Here is a 19,077-nt window from a genome sequence, read left to right on the forward strand (position 1 = left end):
TACACGCCCAAACGACCAATTGTCGCACGTGCTTTTTCCGGCGGCATCGCTGTCTCGTCGCCTGCGGGCAGTCGACGCAATACGCTTTTCTTCTCCCCTGATTTCAGGGACAATCCCGTCATAACAACAAGAAACGGCGGTCCAACACGACCGCCGCGGGGGAGGAGTTTCAATGTCGCGATACGGGCTGAAGACGATTGCCTTTGCCGCCATGCATGTTGCGGGCGCGCTGCTCGCAAGTGCTGCCAGCGCACAGGACTACCCCATCAAACCGGTCACGCTGATCGTGCCATGGCCGGCCGGCGGATCGACCGACATCTCGATGCGCGCGATCGCCGACAGCGCCTCGAAGGTGCTGGGGCAGCCGATCGTGATCGACAACAAGGCCGGCGGCGGTGGCACGGTGGGACCTGCGACCATGGCCGCGGCCGCGAAGCCCGATGGCTATACCATCTCACAGCTCCCCATCACCGTTTTCCGCCTGCCCCTGATGCAGGAGGTGTCGTGGGATCCGGCCAAGGACTTTTCCTACATCATTCATCTCACCGGCTATACGTTCGGTGTGACCACCAGCGCGGAATCGCAATTCAAGTCCTGGAAGGACGTGGTCGATTTCGCCAAGGCCAATCCGGGCAAGGTGACCTACGCGACGCCGGGCACCGGCACCTCGCTGCATATCGGCATGGAGCAGATCGCGGCGATGTCCGGCATCAAGCTCACGCAGGTGCCGTTCAAGGGCGGCGCCGAGACCAATGCCGCGGTGCTCGGCCAGCACACCATGCTGCAAGCCGACTCCACCGGCTGGCGGCCGCTGGTCGATGCCGGCAAGCTGAAGCTGCTGATGGTGTGGACCGGCGCACGGTCGCCCAATTATCCTGACGTGCCGACCTTGAAGGAGCTCGGCTATCCCATGGTCTACGATTCCCCGTTCGGCATCGCCGGCCCGAAGGGCATGGATCCAAAAATCGTCGCCAAGCTGCACGACGCCTTCAAGAAGGCGGTCGAGGACCCCGCGGTGATCGCGACGCTCGCCAAATACGACATGGTGCCGAACTACAAGAACACCGAGGATTACAAGAAGTTCGTCGTCGAGGTCACGGAGTCCGAGCGCAAGGTCATCGACACGCTGGGACTTGCGAAGAAGTAGTCTGAGCCACTTTCGTGTCCCGGACGCGGTGCAGCGCTTCTTCAGCGGTGCACCGCAGAGCCGGGACCCACCCCTGCCACACATCTATGGGCCCCGGCTCTGCAGCGCACCGCTTCGCGCTGCGCAGCGTCCGGGGAACGACCGAGAGGACGTTGATGACCAACCAAACCAAACTCCGCCTCAACAACTCCGAACTCTGGGGCGGGTTGATCGGGCTCGGGCTCGGCGGCTTCGTGATCTGGCAGGGGCTGAAACTGAAGCTCGGCACCATCAACGATCCCGGCTCCGGCTATGTGCTGTTCTACACGGGCGTCCTGATGTGCGTGTTCGCGGCCTCCATCATCGTTTCGGCGATCACCGAGGGCGGGCCGACGCTGGCCTCGCGCTGGGAGAATGCGCGCTGGAGCAAGCCGCTTCTGGTCATCGCCTGCCTCACCGCGTTCTCCTTCGCTCTGGAGCCGCTGGGATTTCTGCTGTCGTCGATCCCGTTGATGCTGGTGCTGTTGCGCGTGATCGACCCCGTACGCTGGATGCTGGCGATCCCGGTCGCCGTGCTGGTGCCGACAGGCATGTGGTTGGTGCTCAAGCGGGTCCTGCTGATCCAGCTGCCCTCCGGCCTGTTCGGGATCGGCTGATCGCATGGATACGCTTCTCAACGTGGCGCATGGGTTTGGCGTCGCGCTGCTGCCGATCAACCTGCTCTATTGCTTCATCGGCGTCTTCATCGGCACGCTGGTCGGCGTTCTGCCCGGCATCGGGCCGATCTCGGCGATGTCGCTGCTGCTGCCGGTGACGCTGTCGGGCACGCCCGAGTCCGGCATCATCATGATGGCCGGCATCTACTATGGCTCGATGTATGGCGGCTCGACCACCTCGATCCTGGTCAACATCCCCGGCGAAGCCGCTTCCGTCGTCACCTGTATCGACGGCCACCAGATGGCGAAGCAGGGCCGCGCCGGCCCCGCGCTCGGCATCTCCGCCTTCGGCTCCTTCATCGCCGGTACGTTCGCGCTCATCGCCTTGATGCTGGTGGCGCCGAGACTTGCCAGCATCGCCATCGCGTTCGGCCCGGCCGAATATTTCAGCCTGATGGTGCTCGGCCTCGTGGTGCTGACCTTCCTCACCCAGGGATCGATGCCGAAAGCATTGCTGATGGCGTGCATCGGCGTCGTGCTCGGACTGATCGGGCTCGACAGCATCACGGCGCAGCCGCGGCTGACTTTCGGCCGCATGGAATTGATCGACGGCATCGGCCTCGTGCCCGTGGTGATGGGCCTGTTCGGCGTCGCCGAGGTGCTGCTCAACACCGAGCAGGCCATCAAGCGCGACATCATCAACGCGAAGATCACGCAGCTTTTTCCCACCAAGGCCGACTGGCAGGCGAGCACCGGGCCGGTGGCGCGCGGCACCCTGCTCGGCTTCCTGCTCGGCATTCTCCCGGGCGGCGGCGCGGTGGTGGCCTCGTTTGCGTCCTATGCGCTGGAGAAGCGGCTGTCGAAAACGCCGGAGCGGTTTGGCCATGGTGCGATCGAAGGCGTCGCAGGCCCCGAATCCGCCAACAACGCGGCGGCCGGCGGCGCGTTCATTCCGCTGATGACGTTGGGCATCCCGCCGAACGTGGTCATGGCGCTGCTGCTTGGCGCCTTTGTCATCCATGGACTGCAGCCGGGCCCGCTGCTGATCACGCAAAACCCCGGCCTGTTCTGGGGCATCGTCGCCAGCATGTATATCGGCAACGTCATGTTGCTGATCCTGAACCTGCCGATGATCGGCATGTGGGTGCAGCTCCTGAAGCTGCCCTACAACATCCTGTTCCCGCTGATCATCCTGTTCACGATCCTCGGCGTCTACTGCTCGAGCAACAACGTTTTCGACGTCTATGTGATGATCGCGTTCGGCATCATCGGCTATTTCATGCGCAAGCTCGGCTACGAGCCGGCGCCGCTGGTGCTGGCGTTCGTGCTCGGGCCGATGCTGGAGAACAATCTGCGCAAATCGCTGATCCTGTCGCAGGGCGATCTCTGGACCTTCGTGCAGCGACCGATCTCGGCGGCGTGCCTTGCGCTGGCAATGTTGCTGCTGATCGCGCCGCTGCTGCCCGCCTTGCGCAAGAAGCGCGAGCTGGTAGCGCTGGATGAAGGGGCGTGAATGTAGGGTGGGTTAGCTTTGGTCTCTCAGGAGGTTGTCCATCTGGTCTGAACCGAGGAAGCTGAGGTTGCGAAGCTTCAGTATTCCAAGGAAAGACCAGATGAACGTCCACAAGAATGCGCCTTTGACGCCCAAAGGTCGAGAGGCGATGGTGCGCAGCGTCGTCGAGGGCGGGCTGAGCCCAGCCGACGCGGCCCACCAGTTCAACACGACAGCGAAGACCGTTGCCAAATGGGTCAAGCGGTTCCGCGCGGAGGGTGTCGAAGGGTTGCGGGATCGCTCCTCGAGGCCTCTTTCATCGCCAAGCCAAACCCCGCCAGCCACGCGCGCCGCCGTCGAGACGTTGCGCCGGCAGCGCCACACCGGCAAGCAGATCGCAGCCGAGGTTAAGGTGTCGCCGGCCACTGTCAGCCGCATCCTTCGTCACTTGGGATTAAGCCGGATACGCGATCTGGAGCCCGCCGAACCGGTGCGCAGGTACGAACGCGAGCAGCCCGGCGAACTCATCCATATCGACATCAAGAAGCTCGGCAGGTTCGTCAGACCAGGCCACCGCATCACACACGATCGCCAGATGGGCGAAAGCCGTGGCGCCGGCCACGAGTTCGTCCACGTTGCCATCGACGATGCATCGCGCCTGGCCTTCTCCCAGATCCGGCAAGATCAAAAAAAGGAGAGCGCCATCGCCTTCCTCAAGGAGGCCGTCACCTACTACCGCAGCCTCGGCATGAAGGTCACCGGCATCATGACCGACAACGGCTCCTGCTACCGCGCCAAGGCCTTTGCCAGAGCGTGCAGCAAGCTCGGCCTCAAGCACATCTTCACCAGGCCCTACAGACCGCAAACAAACGGCAAGGCCGAGCGCTTCATCCAGACAGTGCTCCGTGAGTGGGCTTATGCTCGGGCCTACGACACCTCAGATCAGCGCGCCAAAAACCTGCCAATCTGGCTTCATCACTACAACTGGCATCGCCCGCACGGCAGTCTGCAAGCCAAACCACCCATCAGCCGCCTCGGCCTACCGATGGACGACCTCCTGAGATTCCACAGTTAGCGCAGCGTAACCCACCTCTTTTAACTTCCGCGGTGACAGAATTGGTGGGTTACGCCTTCGGCTAACCCACCCTACGCATCTCAGCTTGCCGCGGGCAGTGCATTGTCCGCCGCCACGCCCCATGGTCGCTCCGCCGAAGCCAGCCCGATCAACCGGCCCTGGATATAATCGCAGCCCCAGTCGCGCAGCATGTTGGCGGCCTCTTCGTCCTGCACCCATTCGGCCACCGTCTTGATGTCGAGGCGGCGGGCGAGATCGATCAGGGTCTGCACGAAAGCGCGGTCGTCGGCGGAGTGGGTGATATTCTGCACGAAAGCGCCGTCGATCTTGACGATATCGACGCCGAGCTTGCGCAAATTGCGGAACGAGGTGTAGCCGGCACCGAAATCGTCGATGGCGATGCGGCTGCCGAAATTCTTCAGCCGCGTGACGAAGCCGCGGACGTCGTCGAGGTCCTGGATCGCGACCGTCTCGGTGATCTCGACGATCAGCCGCTCGGCAACGCCGGGATGGGCCAGCATCAACGACTCGATTCCGGCCCACCAGTCCGGATCCATCGTCGTGTCCGGCGAGATGTTGAGGCTGAGGCAAATGTCGGGCGCGGCCGCGAGCTCGGCGACCACGAGCTCAAGCACGCGGTGATCGACGAGGCGAATGAGGCCGAGCCGTTCGGCGACCGGCACGATGTCGGGCGCGAGCAGCACCTGGCCGCCGCCCTGATCCATTCGCACCAGGCATTCATGGAAAGCGCGTTCGCGCGAGGCGGCCGCGACCACCGGCTCATAGGCGAGCTTGATGCGGCGTTCGTTCAGCGCCGTGACGATCTCGTCGGTGACGCGGATGTTGACGCGGCGCTGCGCGTCGCGCGCGGCATCCGGCCGCCAGGCCGAGAAAGAGCCGGCCCGGCGTTGTTTCGCGGCATCCAGCGTCTCGTGGGCGCGATTGACCGCCTCGTCGGTGTTGCGGGCATACCGCGGGAGGCTGACGGCGCCGATCGACGCGGTGACCGAGACCGGACCGGATTTGGTCGGCACCACCTCGTCGCGGATGCCCGCGAGGAAGCGCTCGGCGGCGACGTTCATGTCGTCGACGGTGCAGTTCTTCAGGATCAGGCCGAACTTGTTGCCGGAGAAACGCCCGAACACGTCGCCGCCGCGCAGCCGTGCGCGAATGCGCTTGGCCACGTCCAAGATCACGGCGTCGGCCACGTCGAAGCCGAAGGCGTCGTTGACGCGGGCGAGATGATCGATGTTGACCAGCATGAAGGCCGCGGTCGAGCGAAAGCGGGTCGTCTCCTCGATTGCTTCGGCTAGCGCCGCGATCAAATGAGAGCGGTTGAGTTCGCCGGTCAACGGATCGAGCCGCGCCAGCCTGGTCAATTCCTCGTCGCGGGCGTGCCGCTCGTTGTTGATGCGGACGGAGCCGATCGCACGTGTGGGGCGGCCGTCGGGGCCGGCAAACCAGCGGCCGGTCTCTTCAATCCAGATCACGGAATCGGCCGCGCTCATGCGCACGCCGTACTCGACCCGGTAGGGCGTGCCGTCGGCACCGTGCACGGGGGAGGTCTGCGCCAGTGCGGCGGTCCGGAGCGTTTGCGCGGGCTCGATCAACTTGGCGAATTCGGCGCCGGTCGAAAGCCGCTCAGGGGGGATGCCGGGGAAGACGGCACCGAGCTGCTCACCCCAGACGATGGCGTCACTGGCGATGTCCCAGGCGAAAACGGCCTGGCCGAGGGCGGCCAGGATGTCGGAGGCTTGCGGCAATGCAGGGGTCAAAATCGCCTCGTTTCGGGACAGCAGGGAGTCCTGAGCCGGCACAGAATACGGCCAGATTCGCCTCCGACCCTAGGCAAAGTTCATAAACAATTTGGAAACCACGTTTCGCAAGGCGCCGGAACCAAACCGGCCCTGCCGGCATAGGCCTTGCGAGTACATGACACGCACCGGCGCCAGCGTCCCGAAACGCGACAGGCTCCGCCGGATCAACGGTGATAGCGATGTTGAGTACTGATCGATCGGACGGGACGGACAACGGCACGGGCACGGCCCTGGTGACGCAGCTTCCCCTGCTGCAGTGGGTCCACAAGGCGCCGCTGCCGCGCCCCGATCCGAGCTTCGTCACCCAGCTCATCGCCAATGCCGAGCATTTGCCCCAGACCAGCCGGCTCCGCCGTGCCTCTTCCGAAGACGCGCAGGTGGCCTATGGCAGCAAGCGCCCGCTGCCCAGCGTTACCGCGCGGACGCGGCAGGTGGCTTGAAATAGATCAGCGCGGCGTATCCGGGGACGGCGGCGTGCCGTTGCCCGGCTGCAAATGCGGCGAGGGAATTTCCGGCGAGGGCGGGGTCACCGGCTTCGGCGCGGGATGGTCCATCAGCACGGATTCGGCGACCGATTGCGCGGAAGCCGCAGGTGGTGCGACCGGCGCAGTCACCGGCTCGAATTTGGGTTCGGCAGCAACTTCATCGGCCGGCGCTTCGACCTGACGCTTGGCCTTGCGTGGCGCCGGCACTGTCGTCTCGGCGACATAGGTCACGCGTCGGCGCGTGCGCTGGGCGATACCGCCGAGGAAATCGGCCATTGCGAGCAGCACCAGCAGAAAGAAAGTGGAGTTGCCGAACTTGGGCCACATCACGAATTCCGCCGCTGCGGCGCCGAACACGATCAGCGACAGCAGGTGATCCATCAGGAATTTCGAGCCGGGCCGCGCGCCTTTGACGACTTCGAGCAGCAGCAGCACGATACCGAGCGCCAGCATCACATCGGCGAGCGTAACCGGCCAGGCCTCCCCTGATATCATCGGCACCCTGAACAGCACGTCCGTGAAGGACACGCTGGGCATCAGGAAGGCGATGATGTTGTAGACCGCGAGCGGAATCAGGAGCAGCGGGAAACCGACCATCGGCGAAATGCCTTCTCGATCAAGATATCCAGACAGGACAATGCGGCGGCGAAACATTAGCTCCGCCGCCGTCACTGTCATATCTCATGGGTTGGCCGAAATCAGGCAGGCGAAATCACCTGCCCGGAGAAAGGTCCTGAAACTCAGGACTCTTTCTTCTTCAGGACCTGACGGCCCTTGTACATGCCGGTCTTGAGGTCGAGATGATGCGGACGACGGAGCTCGCCGGAGTCCTTGTCTTCCACATAGGTCGGCTTCTTGATGGCGTCTGCCGAGCGGCGCATGCCGCGGCGCGACGGCGAGGTTTTTCTTCTCGGAACGGCCATTTCAATATCCTCTAGGGATTGGTGTTTCAGGGCATCGTCCGCGAGGGGACGGCTCAGCACCCGCAAAACGAGGCGAGCTGAATGCCAGTCAAGGCCGGGCTTATAGAGGAAGGCCAACCTTAAATCTAGGGTTCTGGGCCGGAAAATGCGCCCGAAAAGGACCCGAAATCAGCGATTTTCCCGCCAGCAGGTCGAAAGCGACGAGGCCTGCCCCCTGGCCACATAGGTCCCGGCCAGCCGCCGGACGCCCGGTCCCGGGGTTCTGGCGCTGCGTTTGACCGGATTCGGCAGGATCGAGGCCAAAAGCGCCGCCTCCCGGGGGGAAAGGCTCGCGGCCGACTTGCCGAAGGCATAGGCGCTGGCCGCCTCGACCCCGAATTGGCCCTGCGGGCCGAGTTCGGCGATGTTGAGGTAGATTTCCAGGATTCGCGCCTTTGGCAGGACGAAGTCGATCCACAGCGCCAGCGGGAATTCCAGGGCCTTGCGGACGAAATCCCGCCCCTGCCAGAGGAACAGGTTTTTGGCCACCTGCTGGGTGATGGTGGAAGCGCCGCGGAATGGCGTCCCGTCCTCCTGCGCGTCGTCGATGGCCTCGCGCAGCGCGCCCCAGTCGATGCCGTGGTGCTTGCAGAAATGGGCGTCCTCGGCCGCCACCACCGAGCGCGGCAATGAGGGCGACATCGCCGCCAGATCGATCCATTCCCGATGCATCGGCGCGCCCCGCAAGGTGCGCCAGGCCATCAGCGTCGAAACCGGATGGCCGGCGCGGTAGAACGGCGCCATCACATAGGGCGCGAGAACCACGACCGCGAGCGCTACCAGCAGGATTTTGACGATGCGCAAATCGACCTTTCCGGCACAGAACGCGAAGCGGCCACGGATCCCGCCATTAAGTCTGTGATAATTCGGGCCTTTTCCAGCACTTTTTTAGGCCTTCCAAACGATTGACTGGGGCGGGCGCATAAAGGATTGTCCCGCCGAATTTTAGTTCTGGAGCCCTTCTTGATGACCGGCACGTCCCCGTCCGATTTCGCCAAACGTCTGGACAAGACCGCTGATGACACCGAGGCCCTGCTCGGCCGCCTGCTGTCGGACGACATCCTGCACGATGAGATCGCCCGGCCCAAGCGACTGATGGACGCAATGCGCTATTCGAGCCTGAATGGCGGCAAGCGCCTGCGGCCGTTCCTGGTGGTCGAGAGCGCCGCTGTGTTCGGCGTTCCCCGCGAAGCCGCGCTGCTTGTCGGTGCCGCGCTCGAGTGCATTCACTGCTATTCGCTGATCCATGACGATCTGCCGGCGATGGACAATTCGGATTTGCGCCGCGGCCGTCCTACCCTCCACAAGCAGACCGATGACGCGACCGCGATCCTGGCCGGCGACGGGCTGCTGACGCTCGCTTTCGACATCGTCACCCGCGACGAGATTCATCGCGACGCCAATGTACGGCTGCTGCTGACGCGCGCGCTGGCGCGCTGCGCCGGCATCGGCGGCATGGTCGGCGGCCAGATCCTCGATCTCGCCGGCGAAGGCCGCTTTGGCGGCAACGAACCGATCGACGTCGCCCGCATTCAGCAGATGAAGACCGGCGCGCTGCTGCGCTACGGCTGCATCGCCGGCGCCATCCTCGGCCAGGCCCCGCAAAAGGAATATCAGGCGCTCGACGATTACGGCCGCGCGCTCGGCGAGGCCTTCCAGATCGCGGACGATCTGCTCGATGTCGAAGGCGACGCGGCAGCCCTCGGCAAGCCGGCCGGCGCCGATGCCGCGCTCGGCAAGACCACCTTCGTCACCCAGCTCGGCATCGAAGGCGCCAAGCAGCGCGTGCGCGACCTGCTCGCGCGCGCCGACAGCGCCGTGTCGATCTTCGGCGACCGTGCCGCCGTGCTGCAAGCCGCCGCGCGCTTCGTGGCTGAACGCAAGAGCTAGGGCGCTCCGATGGCGGCCGGGAACAAGGAAGATCCCGCCCTCGCCCGCTTCCGCAAGATGTCGCGGCCGGTGCGGCTGATTTATGCGCGGCCGCGCACCTTCATTGCGCTCGCGGCCGGAATCCTCGTCTGTCTTCTCGTGCCGGGCTCGCACCGGCTGGTGACGCGGCTGTTGTTCGGCTGGGACGCGCTGATCGCGGTGTATCTCGTGCTCGTCTACGCGATGATGCTGTGCAACGACCACCAGCATATCCGTCGCGCTGCGGCGATGCAGGACGACGGCCGCTTCGTGATCCTGCTGGTGACGGCGATCGGCGCCTTCGCCAGCATCGCAGCGATCGTCTCCGAGCTCGGGACACCGAACCGCGGTGCCGTGGAGCTGACGATCGCGATCACCACCATTGCGCTATCCTGGGCCGCCGTGCACACGACCTTCGCGCTGCATTACGCCCATGAATATTACCGGGCGCCGCCGGGCGGATTGCAGTTTCCGAGCGGCGACAATGAAGACCACGCCGACTATTGGGACTTCATCTATTTCTCGTTCGTGATCGGGATGACCGCGCAGGTCTCCGACGTCGGCATCTCCGACAAGATCATCCGCCGCACCGCGACCGCGCACGGCATCGTCTCGTTCATCTACAACACGGCGTTGCTGGCGCTGACGGTGAACATCGCGGCGAGCGCGATCTCGAACTGAAATCGTCCCGGCAAAAGCCGGGACGACGGTATCGATGGCGCGATCCTAGTTGCACACCTCGGCATTGGCGTCGTTGCCGGGACCGCCACCGCCGCGATATTCGAGATGGCAGCCGCGGTTGACCGCACGGCAGCCGCCGCTGTTGCAGAACATCTGCCCGCCACCCGACGCGCGGCCGGCGCCAGCGGCAGCAATGCCGGCAGCAGCACCATAACCGCCAGCCGCGCCGCCGGCCTGACGACGCTGCCGTGCAGGACGCTCGTCGCCGTCGTCGCGCTTGGCGGTCGCGGGCTTGGCCGGCTTGGCGGCGCGCTGCTTCTCGCACTCATTGTCGTCGTTGATCGCATAGCCGTCACGGCAGACGATCCTGGTGCACTTGTCGCCGTCGGTCTTGAAGCCGTGCTCGCAAACCAGCGGGCAAACACGTGACTGCCTGGCCTTGACCGTGTCGAGCGCATCGGTGCTCGCCACCTTCACGTCGAGCTTGGTGCCGGCATAGCGGTTGAACTGCGTCAGCGAGCGCTGCGAGGACGTATTCCAATTGCCGTCGGCCTGCCCGGAATAGCAACCGACGCGGCCAAGCTCGGTTTGCACCGAGCGGCTGAGATCGGCCGGCGCCGTCGCCGGCGTTAGCGAGGCAACGTTGGTGCCGGCGGGGCTTGCCGTGCTGGCCGGCGCAGCACTCGGCGCCGCGGCGGCAAGATTGACGCGCTGTTGCTCGGCGGCGGCGGCCTGCTGCTGCGCCTGCTCCTTGGCTTTCTGCGCGGCAAGCTGCACCTGTTCGGCGGCTTTTGCATCGGCCGCAGCCTTGGCCTGCGCATCCTTCTGCGCGCCAAGCGCAGCGAGACGATCTCGCTCGGCTTCGGCCTGTTTCGCCTTCTCGGTCGCCAAAGCGTGGGCCTGCTCGGCCCCAATTTTCTCAAGCTGAAGCTTGGCAAGATTGGCATAGAAACCGTCGGGATGCTGGGCAAGAAACGCGTCCCATGCCGCCCTGTTGCCGACCTGGAGCGAGAGTTCGTAGTCGCGGCGGATATCAGCTTGGGGGTTCGCCACGGGTGCCGCAGCTGCCGCGGCCACCACCTTCACCGGTACCAACGGGACGTCCTCGCCGCCGAGCGAGCCGTACACGAACGGCTCCTGCTTGTTGCCGGTGGACTTGAGCACGTCGTCGCGCACGAAGCCGAAGGCGCGGCGGACGTCGAGGCCCGGCGTCGTCAAATGCTTCGACAATGCGACAGTAAAGGGGCTGTTGGCGCCGTCGCCGTCTTGCGCAGTGAACCCGGCCTTGGCCGAATAGGCGACCAGCGTGTTGGGGCTGGTCGGCTCGACCTGGGCCAGGCCGCGGCCGAGGCCGCGCGCGGCGACCGTGCGCTTCATGGTCTTGCCGAATGGATTGTCCCGGCACGCGTCGAGGATCACCAGGCGAAGCTGCTTGGCGGGCTCGACCGCAACCAGGACGCGATCGAGCGAGAGCGCCTCGTCATAGACGTCGGTGTCGCGCTCGAGCTTGGCGTCGACGGGGATCAGATAGTTGGAGCCTTCGACCTCGATGCCGTGGCCGGCATAGTAGACCACGGCGATGTCGGCATCGCGGGTTGCATCGGCGAATTCGCGGAGCACGCGCCGCGTCTCCAGCGCGGAGAGGTCGTGGCGGGAGTCGACGACATCGAAGCCGGCGTCCTTCAGCGTTTTGGCCATCACCGTACCGTCATTGACGGGATTCGTAAGCGAGGGCGCATGCCGATAGGCCGAGTTGGCGATCACCAGCGCCACGCGCTTTCCGGCAAAGGCAGGCTCGGCGCCGAACAGCAGCGCGGCAGCGAGAAGAAGCGGACAAAGTCTGAGCAAATTGCGCATGACACGACTTCCAAAATTCCGGGGCATCCGAGCCCCTTTGGGATCGCTTTAACAGGACTCGCCGCTGGCGCTTGTGATGGAGGTCACGAAGACCGCGCCGGCGACTGGCCGAAGACCCATCCTGTATGTCGCGCCAGCACCCCCGTGGTTCGCCGCCAGATGCGCGTTCCGAGCCAGATTCTCCTAGGCATCCCCGATGTGCCCCCGATATTGCGGCAGATCATCCGTAATCTCGTGCCAGGGCGCCTTCGAGCCCACGAAAATGTGGGCCGTCGGCCGGATCGAGGGCATATCGACCAGGGTTCCCATCGCCACATGGACCCATTTCCCCTCGCGCACCCGGGAATAAAGCAGCGAGCCGCAGCGGCCACAATGGGCGTCGTGGGTGGTGGCGTCGCCGTAGATGAGGCGCTGGTCCGCGCCATGGACGATACGGAGCTTGTCCTGCACGATCCCGGCGAATGGCTTGAACGCGGAGCCGGTGGTGCGGCGGCAGTTCGAGCAGTGGCAGTTCAGCGCATAGGAGAACGCGTCCGCGACCTCGTAGCGCACGGCGCGGCAGTAGCATTCGCCGGTGAGGATGCGAGCGTTCGAATTTTCTGATCCGGTCATGGCAACGCCTTCGCGCAAATGGCTGACACACCCATAGCGCATCCTGATGTCTACGACTAAGTTCGCCCACAGCCATCATCCAAAGGGACGACCCATGAGCCAGAACCGTTCGAGCGTCGAAGCCGTCGTGCAATCCTATTTCGACGGCCTTTACGAGGGCGATACCGAAAAGCTCGGCGCCATCTTCCATCCCTCAGCCGATTTGCGCTGGGTCGAGAAGGGCGAACTTCAGGTTCTGACCGTGCCCGACTGGCTCGACCGCGTGCGCAAGCGCCCCTCCGGCAAGGCCGAAGGCAAACCGCGCGAGGATTTCATCGTCACCATCGACCGCTCTGACGAGAAGACCGCCTTCATCAAGGTCCGCTGCCAGCTACCGCCGCGATTCTTCACAGACTATCTGGTGGCGATGAAGCTCGCGGACGGCTGGCAGATCGTGTCGAAGTCGTATCGGTATGATTTGAGGGAGTGAGGGCCGCCTCACCCTCGCAGTGCCCGAAATCCGGCACACTCGTCCCTCATGTTCCGTCATTGCGAGCGCAGCGAAGCAATCCAGAATCTGTCCGCGGAGTCAGACTGGATTGCTGCGCTCGCAATGACGATGTCTGAAAGTCCACGATGCTGCTCGACCGCCGTTCCTTGCTCGCCTCACTGTGTTGGATGGCCGCCTCCCCTGCGTTCGCCGCGGAGGCACTCCCCGAACTCGAATCCTACGAACGCGAGAGCGGCGGGCGGATCGGGCTCTACGCCGAAAACCTCACGACCGGCGCGAAGCTCGCATGGCGCGCCGACGAGCGCTTCGTCATGTGCTCGACCTTCAAGGCCTCGCTCGCGGCTTGCGTGCTGGGGCGGGTCGATCGCGGCGAGGAGCAGCTTGCAGCCATGATCCCCTATGGCAAGGCCGACCTGCTGGAATACGCCCCGGTCGCGAAGCAGAATCTTTCGGCTGGCGCGATGTCGATCACCGAGATGTGCAAGGCGATCGTCGAGCTCAGCGACAACACCTGCGCCAATCTGCTGCTGGCGCGGATCGGCGGCCCTGCCGTGCTCACCGCCTTCTGGCGATCGCTCGGCGACACCACCTCGCGGCTCGATCACAACGAGCCCGAGCTCAACCGCTCGCCGCCCGGCGATCCCCATGACACCACCACGCCCGCGGCGATGGCGGGCAATCTGAAGCGGCTGGTGACGGGCGATGCGCTGTCGGCGGCCTCACGTACCCAGCTCACCGAGTGGATGGTGGGCTGCAAGACTGGCGCGAACCGGCTGCGCGGCGGATTGCCGGCAAATTGGAAGATCGGCGACAAGACTGGCAACAACGGCAAGGACGCATCGGGCGATATCGCGGTCGTCTGGCCGAAACCGGATAGGCCGATCCTGATCGCGGCCTATACCCAGGGCGGCACGCCGACTGCCGCGCAGATCGAGGCCGTGTTCGCGCGCATCGGGCGTATGGTGGCCGAACGGCTGGCGTAAGCCGCGCCGCATTGACCTTCTGGCTGCTTCCGGGCCAAGACAGGTCATGATCGCCGCGAAATTCCAGACCTTTCTCATCCTGCTTGTCGTGCTCTCGGGCACTGTACTCGCCGCACGCCGCTTCAACGTCGCACCGGCCATTATGCTGATGCTGGCCGGCATCGGCCTCGCCTTCGTGCCGGGCATGCCGCCGGTGGAACTGCCGCCGGAACTGGTGCTGCTGATGGTGCTGCCGCCGCTGATCTACTCGGCGAGCGTCGCGATGAGCTGGCGCGAATTCAGGAAAAATTTGCGCCCGATCGTGCTGCTTGCCGTCGGCGCGGTGATCTTCACCGCAGCGCTCGTGGCAACCGCCACACATTATCTGATCGGCCTGCCCTGGACCGTCGGCTTCCTGCTCGGAGCCATCGTCGCGCCGCCCGACGTGGTGGCGCCGCTCGCGATCGCGCGACGGCTGAACTTGCCGCGCCGGCTCGTGGTCATCCTCGAAGGCGAAGGGCTCGCCAACGATGCCACGGCACTGATCCTCTACCGCTTCGCGCTCGCCGCCATCAGCGTCGGCCATTTCTCGCTGCCATTAGCGGCCGGCGAGTTCTCCCTGATCGTCGCCGGCGAAATCGCCTTCGGCATCGGCGTCGGCTGGCTCTCGCTTCGCGCCCGTAAATGGTCCAGGGATCCGCAGGTCGAGCTGACGCTGTCGCTGATCACGCCATACGTTTCCTACTGGCTGCCCGAGCATGTCGGCGGCTCCGGCGTGATTGCGACGGTGGCGTGCGGCCTCTATGTCAGCTGGAACGGGCCGCTGCTGATCTCAGCTTCGACGCGCCTGCAGGGGATCTTCTTCTGGGACCTTATCATCTACATGATCGAGGGCCTGCTGTTCCTGCTGACCGGCTTCCAGCTGCGGGCGCTCTACGAGAAATCGAAGGCGTTCCCGCTCGACGACATCTTGATCGCGACCGCATTGGTCCTGACGATCATCGTCATCGCGCGTTTCGCATGGCTCTATCCCGCGACCTATCTGCCGCGAATTTTCAGCAAGTCGCTGCGCGAGCGCGATCCATCGCCGCCATGGCAATGGCCGTTCGTGCTCGCCTTCACCGGCGTTCGCGGCGCCGTGTCGCTCGCAGCCGCACTGGCGCTGCCATTCACGCTGCCGGGTGGCGAGGCGTTCCCCTATCGCGACCTGATCCTGTTCGTCGCCTTCGGCGTCATCTTCGTCACGCTGATCGGCGTCGGCCTGACGCTGCCGCCCATCGTGCGCTGGCTCGGCGTCGCCGAGGCCGGCCGCAACGAGCATGTCGCCGAGCACGAGGCCGAGATTGCCGCACGCCGCCAGGCCCTCGACGCCGCGCTGAAATCGCTCGACGCATTGACTTCCGAAAAGGAAGTCTCCGACGAGGTGATGCGGCTGCTGCGCGCGCGCCACGAGATCCGCGTCAACCAGCTGCCTAACTCGCTCGATCCCACGCACCACGACGTCTCCGCCGCCGGCACCGCGCTGACCCGCAACCTGATCGACGCCGAGCGCAAGTTCATCCATGACCTCCTGCGCGACGGCCAGATCACCGACGAGACGAGGCGTCGGATCGAGCGCGATCTGGATCTGGAGGAAGCGAGCCTGGCGAACAGGGAGTATCGGGCAGGACCGCTATAGCTTCCTCGTCATTGCGAGCGGTTGGGGCAACTATCGCCTCTCGCAATACTCTCCCACCGCCGCTGCGACAGCCCCCGCAATCATCTCCTGCCGTTCCCCGGAATTCATCACCATCTCCTCGTCGCGGTTGATGATCGAGCCGGCCTCGAGCAGCACCGCGGCGCTCCTCGTCCGCGACAGCACGACGAGCCCGTCATAACGGTAGACGCCCACATCCTTGTCGAGCAATTGACGCCGGTAGCGGCCCATCACCGGCATTGTGTATTGTCTGGCGTAATGCAGGCCTTGCTCCTTCAACTGCCTGCCGATCATCCGCGCCAGCGTCAGGCTGGTGGTGAAGTGAGGATTCTGCTGTGACACGAACAACGAGTGACCGGAAAAGCGGTCACTGAAATAGCTCTTCGAGCCATCGAACTCCCAGGTCTCGAGCAATTTGTCCGGTACCGAATCGTGATGGATCGACAGGAAGAGGTCGGCCCGGCCGTCATTGGCGGCACTGACGCGCCTGAAGAGACTCGGCCGCGCCTTGCCGTCCGTGACCAGCAGGCGGGTTGCGGCAAAGCCTTCGGACTTGAGTTTTGCTGCGACAAGTCTTGCGAGAACGAAGTTGAAGCCGAATTCCGGATCGTTGCGCGCGCTCAACGCGCCGTAGGAGTCAGGCGTATGTCCGACATCCACGACGACGCGGAATTTTCGTGGCTCGCATTTCTCCGGTGTGGACGCCCTCGGTTTCGCCTTGGCAGCTTTCCGCGTGCCGGCCGCCTGGCCAGGGTCAACTGACGAGGGCAAAAGCAGGACGAGCGAAACAACGACACCGGCGATGGTGCGCCACGGCTTGCTCACACCGGCCGTTCCCCCTTCACCGTCACCCGCGTGCCCGAGCGCGTATGCGGCCAGTAGTCCCACATCGCGCGGTGCTGGGTGCAGCGGTTGTCCCAGAAGGCGATGGCGTTCTCGGTCCAGCGGAAGCGGCACTGGAATAGCGGGTTCTCGGCGTGCTGGTAGAGATAGGCGAGCATGGCATCACTCTCGTCGCGCGGCACGCCGTTGATGTGGCGGGTGAAGCCGCGGTTGACGTAGAGCGCCTTCTTGCCCGTGACCGGATGCGTGCGCACCACCGGATGTTCGGCGCTCGGATAGGACGGACGATCCGCGACGCCGTAGTTCGCATAGAGGCCGCGATAGATCGGCTCGCCGTCATGCAACGCGGTGAGACCGTCGAGATAGGTCTTCATCCGATCCGACAGCGCTTCGTAGGCGGCGTACATATTGGCGAACAGCGTGTCACCGCCGCGCGGCGGGCACTGCTTGATGTAGAGGATCGAGCCCATCGGCGGCTCGAGGTCGCACGAGACGTCCGAATGCCAGCCCTCGCCGTTGGCGCGCGGCGAGTTCTTGTCGGCATAGATCTTCATCAGCGCCGGATCTTCGTCCTCGTGGGGCGCGGCGGGATGAAAATGCAGGTCGCCGAACTTGCGGCCGAAGGCGAGGTGCTGCTTCGGCGTGATCTCCTGGCCGCGGAAGAAGATGACGAGATTTTCGGCCAGCGCGCGATGGATCTCGTCCATCTGCCGGTTGGAGCGGGTGTCGTCCGAGACGAGCCTGCCGATATCGACGCCGGAGATTTCCGCGCCGATGATCGGGGTGAGCTTTTCGACCGCGATGGTCTCGTATGGCGCGCCGTCTTCGGCGGTATGGCGATAGCGCGGGCCCTGCTTGCCGGCGAGTGAGCTCATGGGTGCTGCTCCCAATCATTGTTGATTGGAGCCATGGTAGCGCACGTTGACAGATACGCAATCTGGACCGCAAACACAGCCGTCGTCCCGGGGCGCGCAAAGCGCGAGCCCGGGACCCATAACCACAGGATTGAATTTAGCGAAGACTCGTAACGACTAGCTCGCGCCATAACCACTCCTTGTGGTTATGGGTCCCCGCCTTCGCGGGGACGACAGCGGAATGCGGGGAGCAAGCGGAGTGAAATCACTCCGCCGCGGTCACCGGGACCTTGGCGCCCTGGCCGTAGCGCTGCTCGATATAGTCGATCACCAGCGCCTTGAAGTCGGCCGAAATGGTCGGGCCGCGCAGCGTGCGGAACTTCTTGCCGTCGACGAAAACAGGCGCAGCAGGCGCTTCGCCGGTGCCGGGCAAGGAGATGCCGATATTGGCGTGCTTGGATTCGCCGGGGCCGTTGACGATGCAGCCCATCACCGCGACGTTGAGCTCTTCGACGCCGGGAAATTTCGTCTTCCAGGTCGGCATCTCGTCACGGATGAAACCCTGGATCGATTGGGCCAGCTCCTGGAACGTGGTCGAGGTGGTACGGCCGCAGCCGGGACAGGCCGCAACCAGCGGCACGAAGGTGCGGAAGCCCATCGTCTGCAACAGCTCCTGACCGACCTGCACCTCGCGGGTGCGGTCGCCGCCGGGCTCGGGCGTCAGCGAGATGCGGATGGTGTCGCCGATGCCCTGCTGCAAGAGAATGCCGAGCGCGGCGGAGGAGGCCACGATGCCCTTGGTGCCCATGCCGGCCTCGGTGAGGCCGAGATGAATGGCGTAATCGGAACGGCTGGCGAGAACCTCGTAGACCGCGATCAGATCCTGCACCGCCGAGACCTTGGCCGACAGGATGATGCGGTTCTTGGGCATGCCGAGCTCTTCGGCACGCGCAGCCGAGAGCAGCGCCGACTGCACCATGGCTTCGCGCATGACCGCGCGCGCATCGCGCGGATTGGGCGAGGCGGTGTTCTCGTCCATCAGCCTGGTCAGCAGCTCCTGGTCGAGCGAGCCCCAATTGGCGCCGATGCGCACCGGCTTGTTGTTCTTGTTCGCGATCTCGATGATGTCGCCGAACTGGGTATCGCGCTTGTCCTTGAAACCGACATTGCCCGGATTGATGCGGTACTTGGCGAGCGCTTCGGCGCAGGCCGGATAGGCCGCGAGCAGCTTGTGGCCGATATAGTGGAAGTCGCCGATCAGCGGCGTGGTGAGACCGAGCTTGGCCAGGCCGTCGCGGATGTGCGGAACGGCGGCGGCGGCCTCCTCGCGGTCGACCGTGATGCGGACCATTTCGGAGCCGGCGCGCGCGAGCGCTGCGACCTGGGCGATGGTGCCGTCGATATCGGCAGTGTCGGTGTTGGTCATCGACTGCACGACGATCGGCGCGCCGCCGCCGACGGCGACGTCGCCAACCTTCACCTGGGTGGTCTGGTGCCGGGGCGCCGGGCCCGCGACATCGGAATCGAGAGGGTTTTCGAACTTGTTCATGGGGTCCAAATA

General features: G+C 64.6%; 19 protein-coding genes. 10 read left to right on the forward strand and 9 right to left on the reverse strand.

Going from position 1 to position 19,077, the window contains the following annotated elements; genetic code table 11:
- The first annotated feature begins 172 nt into the window (after positions 1 to 172).
- From AB7532_RS34325 to AB7532_RS34340, 4 genes are all read left to right on the forward strand, one after another.
- The gene (locus AB7532_RS34325; protein WP_441239069.1) at positions 173 to 1,147 is read left to right on the forward strand and encodes a tripartite tricarboxylate transporter substrate binding protein; all 975 of its coding nucleotides are present in this window, start codon (positions 173 to 175) and stop codon (positions 1,145 to 1,147) included.
- A gap of 155 nt (positions 1,148 to 1,302) precedes the next feature.
- The gene (locus AB7532_RS34330; protein ID WP_441239070.1) at positions 1,303 to 1,782 is read left to right on the forward strand and encodes a tripartite tricarboxylate transporter TctB family protein; all 480 of its coding nucleotides are present in this window, start codon (positions 1,303 to 1,305) and stop codon (positions 1,780 to 1,782) included.
- Between the two features lie 4 nt (positions 1,783 to 1,786).
- A complete protein-coding gene (locus tag AB7532_RS34335; protein WP_441239071.1) occupies positions 1,787 to 3,295 on the forward strand; it encodes a tripartite tricarboxylate transporter permease in 1,509 nt (502 codons plus the stop codon).
- A 100-nt stretch (positions 3,296 to 3,395) separates the two neighbouring features.
- Positions 3,396 to 4,349 (forward strand): IS481 family transposase, encoded by a 954-nt coding sequence (locus tag AB7532_RS34340; protein WP_441232939.1) that lies wholly within the window; start codon positions 3,396 to 3,398, stop codon positions 4,347 to 4,349.
- Between the two features lie 80 nt (positions 4,350 to 4,429).
- Here the strand turns inward: AB7532_RS34340 and AB7532_RS34345 are convergent, their stop codons facing one another.
- Positions 4,430 to 6,124, reverse strand: a complete 1,695-nt coding sequence (locus AB7532_RS34345) for an EAL domain-containing protein (protein WP_441239072.1) — start codon at positions 6,122 to 6,124, stop codon at positions 4,430 to 4,432.
- Between the two features lie 221 nt (positions 6,125 to 6,345).
- On the opposite strand from AB7532_RS34345, the gene AB7532_RS34350 reads away from it, so the two are divergent.
- Complete coding sequence (locus tag AB7532_RS34350) at positions 6,346 to 6,606, forward strand: hypothetical protein (protein ID WP_441239073.1); 261 nt, start codon at positions 6,346 to 6,348, stop codon at positions 6,604 to 6,606.
- A gap of 6 nt (positions 6,607 to 6,612) precedes the next feature.
- On the opposite strand, the gene AB7532_RS34355 is transcribed toward AB7532_RS34350, so the two are convergent.
- From AB7532_RS34355 to mtgA, 3 genes are all read right to left on the reverse strand, one after another.
- On the reverse strand, positions 6,613 to 7,248 hold the full coding sequence (locus AB7532_RS34355) for a hypothetical protein (protein WP_441239074.1): 636 nt from the start codon (positions 7,246 to 7,248) through the stop codon (positions 6,613 to 6,615).
- 143 nt (positions 7,249 to 7,391) lie between these two features.
- Positions 7,392 to 7,574: a 50S ribosomal protein L32 gene (gene rpmF, locus AB7532_RS34360; RefSeq protein WP_007598106.1), complete on the reverse strand. Its 183-nt coding sequence runs from the start codon at positions 7,572 to 7,574 to the stop codon at positions 7,392 to 7,394.
- 168 nt (positions 7,575 to 7,742) lie between these two features.
- Positions 7,743 to 8,417 carry a monofunctional biosynthetic peptidoglycan transglycosylase gene (gene mtgA / locus AB7532_RS34365; RefSeq protein ID WP_441239075.1) on the reverse strand — a complete coding sequence of 225 codons (675 nt, stop codon included), beginning with the start codon at positions 8,415 to 8,417 and terminating at the stop codon, positions 7,743 to 7,745.
- Positions 8,418 to 8,579: 162 nt separating this feature from the next.
- On the opposite strand from mtgA, the gene AB7532_RS34370 reads away from it, so the two are divergent.
- Together AB7532_RS34370 and AB7532_RS34375 are read left to right on the forward strand one after the other, a co-directional pair.
- Positions 8,580 to 9,503, forward strand: coding sequence for a polyprenyl synthetase family protein (locus AB7532_RS34370; RefSeq protein WP_441239076.1), 924 nt, complete (start codon positions 8,580 to 8,582; stop codon positions 9,501 to 9,503).
- 9 nt (positions 9,504 to 9,512) lie between these two features.
- On the forward strand, positions 9,513 to 10,202 hold the full coding sequence (locus AB7532_RS34375) for a DUF1345 domain-containing protein (protein ID WP_441239077.1): 690 nt from the start codon (positions 9,513 to 9,515) through the stop codon (positions 10,200 to 10,202).
- Between the two features lie 45 nt (positions 10,203 to 10,247).
- On the opposite strand, the gene AB7532_RS34380 is transcribed toward AB7532_RS34375, so the two are convergent.
- Together AB7532_RS34380 and AB7532_RS34385 are read right to left on the reverse strand one after the other, a co-directional pair.
- On the reverse strand, positions 10,248 to 12,059 hold the full coding sequence (locus tag AB7532_RS34380) for a caspase family protein (protein WP_441239078.1): 1,812 nt from the start codon (positions 12,057 to 12,059) through the stop codon (positions 10,248 to 10,250).
- A gap of 183 nt (positions 12,060 to 12,242) precedes the next feature.
- Positions 12,243 to 12,671 (reverse strand): GFA family protein, encoded by a 429-nt coding sequence (locus AB7532_RS34385; RefSeq protein WP_441239079.1) that lies wholly within the window; start codon positions 12,669 to 12,671, stop codon positions 12,243 to 12,245.
- 94 nt (positions 12,672 to 12,765) lie between these two features.
- Here AB7532_RS34385 and AB7532_RS34390 point away from each other — a divergent pair, with 94 nt between their 5' ends.
- From AB7532_RS34390 to AB7532_RS34400, 3 genes are all read left to right on the forward strand, one after another.
- A complete protein-coding gene (locus AB7532_RS34390) occupies positions 12,766 to 13,140 on the forward strand; it encodes a nuclear transport factor 2 family protein (protein WP_441239080.1) in 375 nt (124 codons plus the stop codon).
- Between the two features lie 146 nt (positions 13,141 to 13,286).
- A complete protein-coding gene (gene bla, locus AB7532_RS34395) occupies positions 13,287 to 14,144 on the forward strand; it encodes a class A beta-lactamase (RefSeq protein ID WP_441239081.1) in 858 nt (285 codons plus the stop codon).
- Between the two features lie 46 nt (positions 14,145 to 14,190).
- The gene (locus AB7532_RS34400; RefSeq protein ID WP_441239082.1) at positions 14,191 to 15,801 is read left to right on the forward strand and encodes a Na+/H+ antiporter; all 1,611 of its coding nucleotides are present in this window, start codon (positions 14,191 to 14,193) and stop codon (positions 15,799 to 15,801) included.
- Positions 15,802 to 15,831: 30 nt separating this feature from the next.
- On the opposite strand, the gene AB7532_RS34405 is transcribed toward AB7532_RS34400, so the two are convergent.
- From AB7532_RS34405 to ispG, 3 genes are all read right to left on the reverse strand, one after another.
- A complete protein-coding gene (locus tag AB7532_RS34405) occupies positions 15,832 to 16,644 on the reverse strand; it encodes an N-acetylmuramoyl-L-alanine amidase (RefSeq protein WP_441239417.1) in 813 nt (270 codons plus the stop codon).
- On the reverse strand, positions 16,641 to 17,537 hold the full coding sequence (locus tag AB7532_RS34410) for a TauD/TfdA dioxygenase family protein (protein WP_441239083.1): 897 nt from the start codon (positions 17,535 to 17,537) through the stop codon (positions 16,641 to 16,643). The genes AB7532_RS34405 and AB7532_RS34410 overlap by 4 nt, the downstream gene beginning before the upstream one ends.
- 244 nt (positions 17,538 to 17,781) lie before the next feature.
- Positions 17,782 to 19,065, reverse strand: coding sequence for a flavodoxin-dependent (E)-4-hydroxy-3-methylbut-2-enyl-diphosphate synthase (ispG, locus tag AB7532_RS34415; RefSeq protein WP_441239084.1), 1,284 nt, complete (start codon positions 19,063 to 19,065; stop codon positions 17,782 to 17,784).
- Positions 19,066 to 19,077 lie beyond the last annotated feature (12 nt).

Origin of the sequence: Bradyrhizobium sp. 930_D9_N1_4 (genome assembly GCF_052076015.1) — a bacterium.
Classification (GTDB): Bacteria; Pseudomonadota; Alphaproteobacteria; order Rhizobiales; family Xanthobacteraceae; genus Bradyrhizobium.

What these genes read in the sequence shown, in the direction of transcription:
- AB7532_RS34325 (WP_441239069.1), top strand. Translation starts at nt 173, where the DNA reads ATGTCGCGATACGGGCTGAAGACGATTGCCTTTGCCGCCATGCATGTT.
- AB7532_RS34330 (WP_441239070.1), top strand. Translation starts at nt 1,303, where the DNA reads ATGACCAACCAAACCAAACTCCGCCTCAACAACTCCGAACTCTGGGGC.
- AB7532_RS34335 (WP_441239071.1), top strand. Translation starts at nt 1,787, where the DNA reads ATGGATACGCTTCTCAACGTGGCGCATGGGTTTGGCGTCGCGCTGCTG.
- AB7532_RS34340 (WP_441232939.1), top strand. Translation starts at nt 3,396, where the DNA reads ATGAACGTCCACAAGAATGCGCCTTTGACGCCCAAAGGTCGAGAGGCG.
- AB7532_RS34350 (WP_441239073.1), top strand. Translation starts at nt 6,346, where the DNA reads ATGTTGAGTACTGATCGATCGGACGGGACGGACAACGGCACGGGCACG.
- AB7532_RS34355 (WP_441239074.1), bottom strand. Translation starts at nt 7,248, where the DNA reads ATGGTCGGTTTCCCGCTGCTCCTGATTCCGCTCGCGGTCTACAACATC.
- rpmF (WP_007598106.1), bottom strand. Translation starts at nt 7,574, where the DNA reads ATGGCCGTTCCGAGAAGAAAAACCTCGCCGTCGCGCCGCGGCATGCGC.
- AB7532_RS34370 (WP_441239076.1), top strand. Translation starts at nt 8,580, where the DNA reads ATGACCGGCACGTCCCCGTCCGATTTCGCCAAACGTCTGGACAAGACC.
- AB7532_RS34375 (WP_441239077.1), top strand. Translation starts at nt 9,513, where the DNA reads ATGGCGGCCGGGAACAAGGAAGATCCCGCCCTCGCCCGCTTCCGCAAG.
- AB7532_RS34380 (WP_441239078.1), bottom strand. Translation starts at nt 12,059, where the DNA reads ATGCGCAATTTGCTCAGACTTTGTCCGCTTCTTCTCGCTGCCGCGCTG.
- AB7532_RS34385 (WP_441239079.1), bottom strand. Translation starts at nt 12,671, where the DNA reads ATGACCGGATCAGAAAATTCGAACGCTCGCATCCTCACCGGCGAATGC.
- AB7532_RS34390 (WP_441239080.1), top strand. Translation starts at nt 12,766, where the DNA reads ATGAGCCAGAACCGTTCGAGCGTCGAAGCCGTCGTGCAATCCTATTTC.
- bla (WP_441239081.1), top strand. Translation starts at nt 13,287, where the DNA reads ATGCTGCTCGACCGCCGTTCCTTGCTCGCCTCACTGTGTTGGATGGCC.
- AB7532_RS34400 (WP_441239082.1), top strand. Translation starts at nt 14,191, where the DNA reads ATGATCGCCGCGAAATTCCAGACCTTTCTCATCCTGCTTGTCGTGCTC.
- AB7532_RS34410 (WP_441239083.1), bottom strand. Translation starts at nt 17,537, where the DNA reads ATGAGCTCACTCGCCGGCAAGCAGGGCCCGCGCTATCGCCATACCGCC.
- ispG (WP_441239084.1), bottom strand. Translation starts at nt 19,065, where the DNA reads ATGAACAAGTTCGAAAACCCTCTCGATTCCGATGTCGCGGGCCCGGCG.